Raw genomic sequence first — 13140 nt, 5'->3', positions numbered from 1 at the left:
CCCGGCGCAGCACTTCAGCCCGCCGTCTCCCCGCCCTTCCGGGTGGGCGAGGCGGCGGGTTCGCGTTTCCCGGCGCCGCCACGGCGCCCCGCGACCGGCCCGCGGGGGGCCGGCAGCCCCGGCAGCGGCCGGACACCGCCGCCGCCCAGCGCCCGGGCCACGGCCGCCTCCCGGCCCAGCCCCGCCCCCTCGCGCACACACTCCTCGTACAGCTCGTCGCCGAGAGCCTGCCGGGCCGTGGCCTCGCACAGTTCGTGCGGGGCGTTGTAGTACGCCGAGCCGAACAGCGGCAGCCCCACCGACGGCCACAGCGTGCCCGCCGCCCCCTGCAGCACCGCCGCCTCGGCAGGGTCGCCCAGGGACGCCGTCACCAGCGCCAGCAGCTCGATGGACAGCACCGAGCCGAGCAGGTCGTGGAAGGCGTGCGCATGGTCCAGACAGTCCGCGAGCAGCTCGCGCGCCGTCGCCGGATCCCCGTCCCGCCAGGCCGCGTACGCCAGCACATACAGCGCGTACGACCGCGCCCACCGCTCCCCGTGGTCCTCGCACACCCGGCGCACGTCCTCGCACAGCCGCACCGCGTCCGCCAGGTCCCCCTGGAACGCCCGCGCCATCGCCAGCTCCACCTGGCCCATCAGGACATTGCTGTTCAGTTCGCCGATCTCCCGGTAGCGGTCGAGCGCCGACCGCAGCAGCGTTTCTGCGCCGGCCATGTCGTCGGTGACCAGGGCCAGACAGCCGGTGCGGTGCTCCGCGTACGCCACCGCCGTCGCGTCCGCGGCACGCTCGGCCTGCTCCCGGCACTCCCGCAGCGCCGTCAGGGCCGGCACGGTGTCGCCCTGCAGGATCGCCACATAGCCGAGCACCCACAGCGCCTTCAGCCGGGACCGCTCGTACTCCGACTCCAGGCCCAGGCTGCGCTCCAGCCAGCGCCGCCCCTCCGACAGCCGTCCGCAGCCCGCCCAGCAGAACCACAGCGAGCCCGCCAGGTACTGGCCCAGATGCGCCTCGTCCGGCTCGGTCAGGCAGAACTCCAGGGCGGCCCGCAGATTCGGCAGCTCGGCCTCGACGCGCGCGGCCACCTCGCGCTGCCGGGGCGAGAACCAGTCCAGCTCGCACCAGGTCGCCAGGCCCAGGTACCAGTCGCGGTGCCGCCGCTGCAGCCGGGGCGCGTCCCCGGTCGCCTCCAGCCAGTCGGCGCCATAGGCCCGGACGGTGTCCAGCATCCGGTAGCGGGGACCGGCCGGAGCCTCCTCGCGGGCGAGGACCGACTGCGCGAGCAGCTGCGCGAGCACGTCCAGCACGTCCTCGGCAGGCAGCCCGTCCCCGCTGCACACGTACTCGGCCGCCTCCAGGTCGAAGGTCTGCGCGAAAACCGAGAGCCGCGCCCACAGCAGCCGCTCGGCGGGTGTGCACAGCTCATGGCTCCAGCCGATCGCCGTGCGCAGCGTCCGATGGCGCGCAAGGCCGTCCCGCCCGCCGCCGGTGAGCAGCCGGAACCGGTCGTCCAGCCGCTCCAGCAGCTGCGCCGGGGACAGGGCCCGCAGCCGCCCGGCGGCCAGCTCCAGGGCCAGCGGGATCCGCTCCAGCCGTCGGCACAGCTCGCGCGCGTCCGGGCAGTCCCCCACCTCCGGCCCCTGCTGGCGGGCACGGTTCGCCAACAGCTCCACCGCCTCGTCCTCGGCGAGCGGGGCCAGCGGGAACAGCAGCTCGCACGCCAGCCCCAGCGGACGCCGTCCCACCGCCAGCACCCGCAGCCGGGGCAGCTTGCGCAGCAGCTCGGCCACCAGCTCGGCGCAGGCCCCGACCAGGTGCTCGAAACCGTCCAGCACCAGCAGGACGCGACGGCCGGCGAGCCGGTCGAGCAGGGTCTCCCGGGGCAGCCGGGTGGTGTGGTCGGTCAGCCCCAGCGCCTCCACGACCGCGTACTCCACGAACTGCGCATCGCGCACCGGGGCCAGCTCCACCACCCACACCCCGTCCCGGGGAGCCGACCGTGCCGCCGCCCGGGCGGCCAGCCGGGACTTGCCCACTCCGCCGACCCCGGTCACGGTCACCAGCCGGGCCGCCGCCATCGCCTGGGCCAGCCCGGCGAGTTCGGCCGAGCGCCCGATGAACGCGGTGAGTTCCGGGGGCAGATTGCCGTCCGCCGGGGCGTCCGGGCGCTGAGGACCTCGCATGGGACACGGAGCGTACTGAAGTGTGTTCATTCCGTACAATCGCTTCCCGTAACTCCGTCGTCCGCCGACGGTAATCCGGTACGGAGTCCCGCCCCTGGCGCGATAGGCTCGGTCCACGACTTTTCGATGCTCAGGCACGTTTCAGGGAGCGGGTGCACAGTGTCCGGTGGAGAGGTGGCCGGGATCCTGGTGGCCGTCTTCTGGGCGATCCTGGTCTCCTTCCTCGCCGTCGCACTGGTGAGGCTGGCCCAGACGCTCAAGGCGACCACCAAGCTCGTCGCGGACGTGACCGACCAGGCCGTCCCGCTGCTCGCCGACGCCTCCGCGGCCGTGCGCTCCGCACAGACCCAGATCGACCGGGTCGACGCGATCGCCTCCGACGTCCAGGAGGTCACGTCCAACGCCTCCGCGCTCTCGACCACCGTCGCCTCCACCTTCGGCGGCCCGCTGGTCAAGGTCGCGGCGTTCGGCTACGGGGTGCGCCGGGCCCTGGGCGGCCGCAAGGAGGACGTGCCCGAGAAGGCACCGAGGCGTACCGTGATCGTGGGCCGGACCGTACCGGCCGCACGGCGGGCCAAGCGAAACCTCCGCGGGAAGAGGGACTGAGACCTAGCGATGTTCCGCCGTACGTTCTGGTTCACCACAGGCGTCGCCGCCGGAGTGTGGGCCACCACCAAGGTCAACCGCAAGCTGAAGCAGCTGACCCCGGAGAGCCTCGCCGCGACCGCGGCGAACAAGGCCCTGGAGACCGGTCAGCGTCTCAAGGACCGGGCGGTCGGCTTCGCGTTCGACGTGCGCGACAACATGGCGCAGCGGGAGGCCGAGCTGGGGGAGGCGCTGGGTATCGACAGCGCGACCGAACTCCCCGCGGCCCGGCGGTACACCGCCATCGAGAACAACCGCAGCAACCCGAAGTACATCGAGAACACGACGTACTCGTCCAACCGGAATGAGGACCACTGATGGAGTCGGCCGAGATCCGCCGCCGCTGGCTGAGCTTCTACGAGGAGCGCGGGCACACCGTTGTCCCTTCGGCGTCGCTCATCGCGGACGACCCGACTCTGCTCCTCGTCCCCGCCGGCATGGTGCCCTTCAAGCCCTACTTCCTGGGCGAGGTCAAGCCGCCGTTCAGCCGTGCCACGAGCGTGCAGAAGTGCGTGCGCACGCCCGACATCGAAGAGGTCGGCAAGACCACCCGCCACGGCACCTTCTTCCAGATGTGCGGCAACTTCTCCTTCGGCGACTACTTCAAGGAAGGCGCCATCAAGCTCGCCTGGGAGCTGCTCACCACCTCCCAGGACAAGGGCGGTTACGGCCTCGACCCCGAGCGTCTGTGGATCACCGTGTACAAGGACGACGACGAGGCCGAGCGCATCTGGCACGAGGTCGTCGGCGTGCCCAAGGAGCGCATCCAGCGTCTGGGCATGAAGGACAACTACTGGTCCATGGGCGTCCCCGGACCCTGCGGCCCCTGCTCCGAGATCAACTACGACCGCGGCCCCGAGTTCGGCGTCGAGGGCGGCCCCGCCGTCAACGACGAGCGGTACGTGGAGATCTGGAACCTCGTCTTCATGCAGTACGAGCGTGGCGAGGGCATCGGCAAGGACAACTTCGAGATCCTCGGGGACCTGCCGAGCAAGAACATCGACACGGGCCTCGGCCTGGAGCGCCTCGCCATGATTCTGCAGGGCGTGCAGAACATGTACGAGATCGACACCTCCATGGCCGTCATCGGCAAGGCCACCGAGCTGACCGGCGTCCGCTACGGCGACGCCCACGACTCGGACGTGTCCCTGCGCGTGGTCACCGACCACATGCGCACGGCCACCATGCTCATCGGCGACGGTGTCACCCCCGGCAACGAGGGCCGGGGCTACGTCCTGCGCCGCATCATGCGCCGCGCCATCCGCAACATGCGCCTGCTGGGCGCCACCGGCCCGGTCGTCCTCGACCTGGTCGACACCGTGATCCGGATGATGGGTCAGCAGTACCCCGAGCTGGTCACCGACCGCGAGCGCATCGAGAAGGTCGCCCTCGCCGAGGAGAACGCCTTCCTGAAAACGCTGAAGGCCGGCACCAACATCCTCGACACCGCCGTCACCGAGACCAAGCAGGCCGGCGGCAAGGTCCTCTCCGGCGACAAGGCCTTCCTGCTCCACGACACCTGGGGCTTCCCGATCGACCTGACCCTGGAGATGGCCGCCGAGCAGGGCCTCTCCGTGGACGAGGACGGCTTCCGCCGCCTGATGAAGGAGCAGCGGGAGCGCGCCAAGGCCGACGCCCAGGCCAAGAAGACCGGCCACGCCGACATGGGCGCCTACCGTGAGATCGCCGACACCGCCGGCGAGACCGCCTTCATCGGCTACAGCGACACCGAGGGCGAGTCCACGATCGTCGGCATCCTGGTCGACGGCGCCTCCTCCCCGGCCGCCACCGAGGGCGACGAGGTCGAGATCGTCCTGGACCGCACCCCGTTCTACGCCGAGGGCGGCGGCCAGATCGGCGACACCGGCCGGATCAAGGTCGACTCCGGTGCCGTGATCGAGATCCGCGACTGTCAGAAGCCGGTCCCGGGCGTGTACGTCCACAAGGGCGTCGTGCAGGTGGGCGAGGTCACGGTCGGCGCCAAGGCCCTTGCCTCCATCGACATCCGCCGCCGCAAGGCCATCGCCCGCGCCCACTCGGCCACGCACCTCACCCACCAGGCCCTGCGCGACGCCCTCGGCCCGACGGCCGCCCAGGCCGGTTCCGAGAACCAGCCCGGCCGCTTCCGCTTCGACTTCGGTTCCCCGTCCGCCGTGCCGACGGCCGTGATGACCGACGTCGAGCAGAGGATCAACGAGGTGCTCGCCCGCGACCTGGACGTGCACGCCGAGGTCATGGGCATCGACGAGGCCAAGAAGCAGGGCGCCATCGCCGAGTTCGGCGAGAAGTACGGTGAGCGCGTCCGCGTGGTGACCATCGGCGACTTCTCCAAGGAGCTGTGCGGCGGCACGCACGTGCACAACACCGCCCAGCTGGGCCTGGTGAAGCTGCTCGGCGAGTCGTCCATCGGTTCCGGCGTGCGTCGTATCGAGGCCCTCGTCGGCGTGGACGCCTACAACTTCCTGGCCCGTGAGCACACGGTCGTCGCCCAGCTCCAGGAGCTGATCAAGGGCCGTTCGGAAGAGCTTCCGGAGAAGGTCTCCGCCATGCTCGGCAAGCTGAAGGACGCCGAGAAGGAGATCGAGAAGTTCCGCGCCGAGAAGGTGCTGCAGGCCGCCGCCGGTCTCGCCGAGTCCGCCAAGGACGTGCGGGGCGTGGCCGTCGTCACCGGTCAGGTCCCGGACGGCACGACCCCGGACGACCTGCGCAAGCTGGTCCTCGACGTGCGCGGCCGCATCCAGGGCGGCCGGGCCGTCGTGGTCGCCCTCTTCACGGTCAACAACGGCAAGCCGCTGACCGTCATCGCCACCAACGAGGCCGCCCGCGAGCGTGGCCTCAAGGCCGGTGACCTGGTCCGCACCGCCGCCAAGACGCTCGGCGGCGGCGGTGGCGGCAAGCCGGACGTCGCCCAGGGCGGCGGCCAGAACCCGGCCGCCGTCGGTGAGGCCGTCGAGGCCGTCGAGCGTCTCGTCGCCGAGACCGCCAAGTGACAGCTGAGTAAGGAAACGGTCGGAAATGCGCAGAGGACGTCGGCTCTCGATCGACGTCGGGGACGCCCGGATCGGGGTCGCGTCGTGCGACCCCGACGGGATCCTCGCCACCCCGGTGGAGACCGTCCCCGGCCGGGACATCCCCGCCGCTCACCGCCGGTTGCGTCAACTGGTGGAGGAGTACGAACCGATCGAGGTCGTCGTCGGCCTCCCTCGTTCCCTCAAGGGGGGCGAGGGCCCGGCCGCCGTCAAGGTCCGTGGCTTCGCCCAGGAGCTGGCCAAGGGCATCGAGCCCGTCCCGGTGCGCCTGGTGGACGAGCGGATGACGACCGTGACGGCCAGTCAGGGACTACGCGCCTCGGGGGTGAAATCCAAGAAGGGCCGTGCCGTCATCGACCAGGCCGCAGCCGTCATCATTCTGCAGCAGGCCCTGGAATCCGAACGGGTGTCAGGTAAAGCACCCGGCGAGGGCGTCGAAGTGGTCATCTGATCGCGATACGGTAACGTTCCGCGCGATGCGGTGGTGTTCGAACAGCTGCCGCACAGCAAGAGGTGGAACGGAAGCCGGTGCACCGGCCGCGTGACCGTCGGCCTCGCGGCTCTAGGGGATCGATGACTGAGTATGGCCGGGGTCCAGGCCCCGAACCGTGGCATCCGGAGGACCCGTTGTACGGGGACGGCGGATGGGGAGGGCAGCAGACCCACGCGGGTCAGCAGTCCCCCTACGGCGGCCAGCCACAGCAGCAGTACCCGCAGCCGCAGTACGGCGAATGGACCCAGGGGCAGCAGCCCGGGTACGACCAGCAGCAGCACCAGTACTACGACGAGCAGGGCCGATCGCACTACGGCCAGCAGTACGCGGGCCAGGACCAGCAGTACGCCGGACAGGATCAGCAGTACGCAGGCCAGGACCAGTACGCCGCGCACGCCCAGCAGTCGTACCAGCAGGGTGGCTGGGACGCGACCGGTACCCACGGTCAGGTCCCGTACGCCGCCGACCCCGGTGACCCCTACGGCCAGCAGCCCGTGGCCTATGGCGCGGAACAGCCCGACTTCTACGGCACCGAGGACGCCTACCCGCCGCCCGTGCCGCCGGGCCGCCGGCGCCCCGAGCCGGAGCCGGGCCCGGACCCGGAGACCGGCTGGGACCCGGGCGAGGACCAGGGCGAGCACGCCTTCTTCGCGGGGGGCGGCGATGACGAGGACGCCGACGACGAGGCCGAGAGCCGGCGCGGCCGCGGTGACCGCCGTGGCCGAAAACCGGTCAAGAGCAAGAAACGGCGCACCGGCTGCGCCTGCATGGTCGTGGTGCTCGTCTTCGGCGGCGGCCTCGGCGGAGTCGGATATTTCGGGTACAAGTTCTACCAAAATCGTTTCGGCGCGGCACCGGACTACGCGGGCGACGGCACCAACGAGAAGGTGACCGTCGAGATCCCCAAGGGTGCGGGAGGCATGGAGATCGGCCGCCGCCTGGAGGAAGCCGGCGTCGTCAAGAGCGTCGGCGCGTTCGTTCACGCGCAGGGAGAGATCCCCAGGGGCAACACCATCCAGGCCGGCGCCTATCTCATGAAGAAGGAGATGTCCGGCGCGAGTGCCGTGCAGTTGATGCTCGACCCGAAGAGCCAGAGCAATGTGCTCGTCAAACCGGGCGAGCGCAATTCCGAGGTCTATCAGGCCATCGACAAGCAACTCGATCTTTCCACGGGCACCACCCAGAAAGTCGCCAAGACGGCCTACAAGACCCTCGGCCTGCCGAGCTGGGTGCAGGCCGGCACCGACGTCAGGGACCCACTGGAGGGCTTCCTCGACCCGGGCACCTATCCGGCCGCCAAGGGCATGAAGCCCGATGCCGTCCTCAAGCAGATGATCACCCAGGCCAAGTCGCGGTACGCCGCCTACGACCTGCCGGGCAAGGCGAAGGCGCTCGGCCTGCAGAACGCGTTCCAGCTCGTCACGGTCGCGAGCCTGGTCCAGGCGGAGGGCAAGACGCACGACGACTTCCGCAAGATGGCGGAAGTGGTCTACAACCGTCTCAAACCCACCAACACCGAGACGAACCAGTTGCTGCAGTTCGACTCGACGTACAACTACCTCAAGGGTACGAGCAACATCCATATCTCCGAGAAGGAGATCAACGGCAACCGGAACCCGTACAACACCTACACCCACAAGGGCCTTCCGCCCGGTCCGATCGGCAACCCCGGCGAGGACGCGATGAAGGCGGCACTGAACCCGACGCACGACGGCTGGATCTATTTCGTGGCGACCGACGGTACGACCAACACCGAATTCGCCAAGACCTACGCGGAATTCAAGCAGCTCAAGGACAAATTCAATGCCACCTCGGGCAACTGACGCCCGCCGTGCCGCCGTGCTCGGTAAGCCCATCGCCCACTCCCTCTCCCCGGTGCTGCACCGGGCGGCCTATGACGCGCTCGGGCTCACCGGCTGGTCGTACGACCGCTTCGAGGTCGACGAGGCCGCCCTGCCCGGCTTCTTCGAGGAACTCGGCCCGGAGTGGGCAGGACTGTCGCTGACCATGCCGCTGAAGCGCGCGATCATCCCGCTGGTGGACGAGATCAGCGAGACGGCCGCCTCGGTCGACGCCGTCAACACGGTGGTCTTCGCCGAAGACGGACGCCGTATCGGTGACAACACCGACATCCCGGGCATGGTGGCCGCACTGCGCGAGCACGGCGTCGAACAGGTCGACTCCGCCGCGATCCTCGGCGCCGGCGCCACGGCCTCCTCGGCGCTGGCCGCGCTCGCCCGGATCTGCACCGGCGAGGTCGTCGCCTATGTACGCAGCGAGGCCCGCGCCGCCGAGATGCGCCGATGGGGCGAACGGCTCGACATGGACGTGCGGACCGCGGACTGGGCGGACGCGGAGCAGGCCCTGCGTGCCCCGCTGGTGATCGCCACCACCCCCGCCGGCACCACCGACGCCCTCGCCACCGCCGTACCCGAACGCCCCACCACCCTTTTCGACGTGCTCTACGACCCCTGGCCCACCGGGCTGGCGGCCCGCTGGTCCATGTTCGGCGGTGCCGTCCTCAGCGGCCTCGATCTGCTGGTCCACCAGGCCGTCCTCCAGGTCGAGCAGATGACCGGCCACGCCCCCGCCCCTCTGGAGGCCATGCGGCAGGCCGGCGAGAAGGCACTCGCGGCCCGCTGACGGCGTGTCCCACCGCCTTTCCTGCCACCTTCCCCGGCGCCTTCCCTTCCGCCTCTTTGTCCCGCCTGCTGGACCAGCGGCCGGACACCCGGCCCGGACGTGGGAGGATCGGAGGTGGCGGACCGGGGTCGCGCATCCGGTCGCGCCGTCGCCGTACGCGAGGAGATGCGTACGCAGGGCAGTACCGGGCGCGAACACTGAGGAGCACCGTTGAGCAGGCTGCGTTGGCTGACCGCGGGGGAGTCCCACGGTCCCGCACTTGTCGCGACGCTGGAGGGGCTTCCCGCCGGCGTGCCGATCACCACGGAGATGGTGGCGGACCATCTGGCGCGGCGGCGGCTCGGCTATGGCCGCGGTGCGCGGATGAAGTTCGAGCGCGACGAGATCACCTTCCTGGGCGGTGTCCGGCACGGACTCACCCTCGGCTCCCCGGTCGCGATCATGGTGGGGAACACCGAGTGGCCCAAGTGGGAGCAGGTCATGGCGGCCGACCCCATCGACCCGGAGATCCTCGCCGGCCTCGCCCGCAACGCACCGCTGACCCGCCCCCGGCCCGGCCACGCCGATCTCGCCGGCATGCAGAAGTACGGCTTCGACGAGGCCCGGCCGATCCTGGAGCGCGCCTCCGCCCGTGAGACCGCCGCCCGTGTGGCCCTCGGCGCCGTCGCCCGTTCCTACCTGAAGGAGGCGGCCGGCATCGAGATCGTCTCCCATGTCGTCGAGCTGGCCTCCGCCAAGGCCCCCTACGGCGTCCACCCCACCCCGGCCGACGTCGAGAAGCTGGACGCCGACCCGGTGCGCTGCCTGGACGCCGACGCGTCGAAGGCGATGGTCGCGGAGATCGACCAGGCCCACAAGGACGGCGACACGCTCGGCGGCGTGGTCGAGGTACTCGCCTACGGCGTCCCGGTCGGCCTCGGCTCGCACGTGCACTGGGACCGCCGGCTCGACGCCCGCCTGGCCGCCGCCCTCATGGGCATCCAGGCGATCAAGGGCGTCGAGGTCGGCGACGGCTTCGAGCTGGCCCGCGTGCCCGGCTCCAAGGCGCACGACGAGATCCTCACCACCCCCGAGGGCATCAAGCGGGCCACCGGTCGCTCCGGCGGTACCGAGGGCGGCCTGACCACCGGCGAGCTGCTGCGCGTGCGGGCCGCCATGAAGCCGATCGCGACCGTGCCGCGGGCCCTGCAGACCGTCGACGTCGCCACCGGTGAGGCCACCCAGGCCCACCACCAGCGCTCCGACGTGTGCGCCGTCCCGGCCGCCGGCATCGTCGCCGAGGCCATGGTGGCGCTGGTCCTCGCGGACGCGGTCGCGGAGAAGTTCGGCGGCGACTCCGTCCCCGAGACCCGCCGGAACGTGCAGTCCTACCTCGACAACCTCCGGATCCGGTGACCGCGATGCCTGCGGTCGTACTGGTCGGCCCGATGGGCGTGGGCAAGTCCACCGTCGGGCGGCTGCTGGCCGAGCGGCTCGGGGTCGGCTACCGGGACACCGACGAGGACATCGTCACCGCCGAGGGCCGCACCATCGCCGAGATCTTCGTGGACGACGGGGAGCCCGCCTTCCGCGCGATCGAGAAGCGGGCGGTGCACACCGCGCTCGCCGAGCACGAGGGCGTTCTCGCGCTCGGCGGCGGCGCGATCCTCGACGCGGACACCCGTGCCCTGCTCACCGGGCACCGGGTGGTCTACCTCTCCATGGACGTCGAGGAGGCCGTCAAGCGCACCGGTCTCAACGTCGCCCGCCCGCTGCTCGCGGTCAACCCGCGCAAACAGTGGCGCGAGCTGATGGAGGGCCGTCGGCATCTGTACGAGGGGGTCGCCGCGGCCGTCGTACCGACCGACGGCCGTACCCCCGAAGAGGTCACCCAAGCGGCGCTGGACGCACTGGAGATGAAGGAAGCATGAGCGAGGCTGTCACCCGGATCCAGGTCGCCGGCACCGCGGGCACGGATCCGTACGAGGTGCTGGTCGGCCGCCAACTCCTCGGCGAACTGGCCGGTTTGATCGGCTCGAAGGCCAAGCGGGTCGCGGTGATCCACCCGGAGGCGCTGGCCGAGACCGGCGACGCCCTGCGCGCCGACCTCGCGGAGCAGGGCTACGAGGCCGTCGCCATCCAGGTGCCCAATGCCGAGGAGGCCAAGACCGCCGAGGTCGCCGCCTACTGCTGGAAGGCGCTCGGCCAGTCCGGCTTCACCCGCACCGATGTCATCGTCGGCGTCGGCGGCGGCGCGACCACCGACCTGGCCGGTTTCGTGGCCGCGACCTGGCTGCGCGGGGTGCGCTGGATCGCCGTCCCCACCACGGTGCTCGCCATGGTCGACGCGGCCGTCGGCGGCAAGACCGGCATCAACACCGCCGAGGGCAAGAACCTGGTGGGTGCCTTCCACCCGCCGACCGGCGTCCTGTGCGACCTGGCCGCGCTGGACTCCCTCGCGGTCAACGACTACGTCTCCGGCCTCGCCGAGATCATCAAGGCCGGCTTCATCTCCGACCCCGTGATCCTCGAACTCATCGAGTCCGACCCCGAGGCCGCCCGGACCCCGGCGGGCCCGCACACGGCCGAGCTGATCGAGCGCTCGATCCGGGTCAAGGCCGACGTCGTCTCCTCCGACCTGAAGGAGTCCGGTCTGCGGGAGATCCTCAACTACGGCCACACCCTCGGCCACGCCATCGAGAAGAACGAGCGCTACAAGTGGCGGCACGGCGCGGCGGTCGCGGTCGGCATGCACTTCGCCGCCGAACTGGGCCGTCTCGCGGGCCGGCTGGACGACGCGACGGCGGACCGGCACCGCACGGTCCTGGAGTCGGTCGGCCTGCCCCTGTACTACCGCTACGACCAGTGGCCCAAGCTGCTGGAGACGATGAGGGTCGACAAGAAGTCCCGCGGCGACCTGCTGCGCTTCATCGTCCTCGACGGCCTGGCCAAGCCCACCGTCCTGGAGGGCCCGGACCCCGCGGTCCTGCTCGCGGCCTACGGGGAAGTGGGCCAGTAAGTACCCCGCTGTTCCTTCCGCCCGATTCCCTTCCCGGACCGGGCACTTCGGACCGCCCCCGGTCGTTTCACCAAACGACGGCCGGGGGCGGTACCGTTCGGTAAGGAGCGGGCTCGCGCCCGCGTGCCGGCGCCAGATGTGTGTACGAGATGGAGTGGCAACGGATGCAGCACGCAGTGGGATCTCCGCTGCCGCCGCCCCACCAGCCGGGGCAGGGACCGCAGGCCGGCTGGGCGCCGGCCGCACACCACCCGGGAGCGCATCCGGGAGTCCCCCAGGGTCCCGCACCCGTACCTCCGCCGCCACCCGCGCCGGGCTTTCCGCCGGCGCCGGACACCACCGGTCATGTACCGCTGCCGCCCGGCGGCCCGGTCGGCGTGCCCACCGCACCGCCGGCCGCCGTCTCGGTCCCCGACCCGACCGCCACCACCCTGGCCGTGCTGCTGATCGGCCCCGCGGGCGCGGGCAAGACCAGCGTGGCCAAGTACTGGGCGGCCCAGCGCCGGGTGCCCACCGCCCACATCAGCCTGGACGACGTGCGCGAATGGGTCCGCTCGGGCTACGCGAACCCGCAGTCGGGGTGGAACGACCACTCCGAGGCGCAGTACCGCCTCGCCCGCCGCACCTGCGGCTTCGCCGCACGGAACTTCCTGGCCAACGGCATCTCCTGCATCCTGGACGACGCCGTCTTCCCTGACCGCCCCGTGGTGGGCCTGGGCGGCTGGAAACGCCATGTCGGCCCCGGCCTGCTCCCGGTCGTCCTGCTCCCGGGCCTCGACATCGTCCTGGAGCGCAACGCCGAACGCACCGGCAACCGCCGCCTCACCGACGAGGAGGTGGCCCGCATCCACGGCCGCATGGCCGGCTGGTACGGCTCGGGCCTGCCGATCATCGACAACTCCCAGCTGGACATCCCGGCAACGGCCCAAGTACTCGACGAAGTCCTGACCCGAGCCATAGCAAGCCCCCCGAACTGGTAGAGCCCAAGAAGGCCCACCGAACCGACACCAGTCCGCTCCGGGCCAAGACCCACCAGTCCGCTCCGGGCCAACACCAGAGGGCGGCCCTGCAGCCCCCAGGGGCGTGGGGCACGGCGCGACAGGCCCCCCACTGCACCAACCTCACCAGCCCTCAACCAATCCGGTCCGGGCT

Annotated in this window: 11 protein-coding genes; 10 read left to right on the top strand and 1 reads right to left on the bottom strand. The window is 71.1% G+C overall.

Annotation, left to right across the window (positions count from 1 at the left end; genetic code table 11):
• Nucleotides 1-14: 14 nt before the first annotated feature.
• Entirely contained in the window at nt 15-2180 is a 2166-nt protein-coding gene (locus ACZ7P3_RS32345; RefSeq protein WP_472087064.1) for an ATP-binding protein, read from the bottom strand.
• Nucleotides 2181-2339: 159 nt separating this feature from the next.
• Between ACZ7P3_RS32345 and ACZ7P3_RS32340 the strand changes: the two genes are divergently transcribed.
• The 10 genes from ACZ7P3_RS32340 to ACZ7P3_RS32295 all read left to right on the top strand — a co-directional run bounded on the left by ACZ7P3_RS32340 (nt 2340) and on the right by ACZ7P3_RS32295 (nt 12968).
• On the top strand, nt 2340-2786 hold the full coding sequence (locus tag ACZ7P3_RS32340) for a DUF948 domain-containing protein (RefSeq protein ID WP_472087063.1): 447 nt from the start codon (nt 2340-2342) through the stop codon (nt 2784-2786).
• A 9-nt stretch (nt 2787-2795) separates the two neighbouring features.
• A complete protein-coding gene (locus tag ACZ7P3_RS32335) occupies nt 2796-3143 on the top strand; it encodes a hypothetical protein (RefSeq protein ID WP_472087061.1) in 348 nt (115 codons plus the stop codon).
• Nucleotides 3143-5815 carry an alanine--tRNA ligase gene (gene alaS / locus ACZ7P3_RS32330; protein ID WP_472087059.1) on the top strand — a complete coding sequence of 891 codons (2673 nt, stop codon included), beginning with the start codon at nt 3143-3145 and terminating at the stop codon, nt 5813-5815. Before ACZ7P3_RS32335 ends, alaS begins: the two co-directional genes overlap by 1 nt.
• A 25-nt stretch (nt 5816-5840) precedes the next feature.
• Nucleotides 5841-6305, top strand: a complete 465-nt coding sequence (gene ruvX, locus ACZ7P3_RS32325; protein ID WP_472087057.1) for a Holliday junction resolvase RuvX — start codon at nt 5841-5843, stop codon at nt 6303-6305.
• Between the two features lie 122 nt (nt 6306-6427).
• On the top strand, nt 6428-8170 hold the full coding sequence (gene mltG, locus ACZ7P3_RS32320) for an endolytic transglycosylase MltG (RefSeq protein ID WP_472087055.1): 1743 nt from the start codon (nt 6428-6430) through the stop codon (nt 8168-8170).
• Nucleotides 8151-8990 (top strand): shikimate dehydrogenase, encoded by an 840-nt coding sequence (locus ACZ7P3_RS32315; protein ID WP_472087054.1) that lies wholly within the window; start codon nt 8151-8153, stop codon nt 8988-8990. The genes mltG and ACZ7P3_RS32315 overlap by 20 nt, the downstream gene beginning before the upstream one ends.
• A 210-nt stretch (nt 8991-9200) precedes the next feature.
• On the top strand, nt 9201-10385 hold the full coding sequence (aroC, locus tag ACZ7P3_RS32310) for a chorismate synthase (protein ID WP_472087052.1): 1185 nt from the start codon (nt 9201-9203) through the stop codon (nt 10383-10385).
• Between the two features lie 5 nt (nt 10386-10390).
• Nucleotides 10391-10900: a shikimate kinase gene (locus ACZ7P3_RS32305; RefSeq protein ID WP_472087050.1), complete on the top strand. Its 510-nt coding sequence runs from the start codon at nt 10391-10393 to the stop codon at nt 10898-10900.
• Nucleotides 10897-11988: a 3-dehydroquinate synthase gene (gene aroB, locus ACZ7P3_RS32300; protein ID WP_472087048.1), complete on the top strand. Its 1092-nt coding sequence runs from the start codon at nt 10897-10899 to the stop codon at nt 11986-11988. Before ACZ7P3_RS32305 ends, aroB begins: the two co-directional genes overlap by 4 nt.
• A 164-nt stretch (nt 11989-12152) precedes the next feature.
• Entirely contained in the window at nt 12153-12968 is an 816-nt protein-coding gene (locus ACZ7P3_RS32295) for a Pro-rich N-terminal domain-containing protein (RefSeq protein ID WP_472087047.1), read from the top strand.
• Nucleotides 12969-13140 lie beyond the last annotated feature (172 nt).

It is taken from the genome of Streptomyces sp. NPDC107581, assembly GCF_055657175.1.
The sequence above is the reverse complement of the archived record's forward strand: the minus strand, read 5'-3'. Positions and strand labels throughout refer to the sequence as shown.

What these genes read in the sequence shown, in the direction of transcription:
- ruvX (WP_472087057.1), top strand. Translation starts at nt 5,841, where the DNA reads ATGCGCAGAGGACGTCGGCTCTCGATCGACGTCGGGGACGCCCGGATC.
- ACZ7P3_RS32295 (WP_472087047.1), top strand. Translation starts at nt 12,153, where the DNA reads ATGCAGCACGCAGTGGGATCTCCGCTGCCGCCGCCCCACCAGCCGGGG.
- ACZ7P3_RS32315 (WP_472087054.1), top strand. Translation starts at nt 8,151, where the DNA reads ATGCCACCTCGGGCAACTGACGCCCGCCGTGCCGCCGTGCTCGGTAAG.
- alaS (WP_472087059.1), top strand. Translation starts at nt 3,143, where the DNA reads ATGGAGTCGGCCGAGATCCGCCGCCGCTGGCTGAGCTTCTACGAGGAG.
- ACZ7P3_RS32335 (WP_472087061.1), top strand. Translation starts at nt 2,796, where the DNA reads ATGTTCCGCCGTACGTTCTGGTTCACCACAGGCGTCGCCGCCGGAGTG.
- aroB (WP_472087048.1), top strand. Translation starts at nt 10,897, where the DNA reads ATGAGCGAGGCTGTCACCCGGATCCAGGTCGCCGGCACCGCGGGCACG.
- ACZ7P3_RS32305 (WP_472087050.1), top strand. Translation starts at nt 10,391, where the DNA reads ATGCCTGCGGTCGTACTGGTCGGCCCGATGGGCGTGGGCAAGTCCACC.
- ACZ7P3_RS32345 (WP_472087064.1), bottom strand. Translation starts at nt 2,180, where the DNA reads ATGCGAGGTCCTCAGCGCCCGGACGCCCCGGCGGACGGCAATCTGCCC.
- mltG (WP_472087055.1), top strand. Translation starts at nt 6,428, where the DNA reads ATGACTGAGTATGGCCGGGGTCCAGGCCCCGAACCGTGGCATCCGGAG.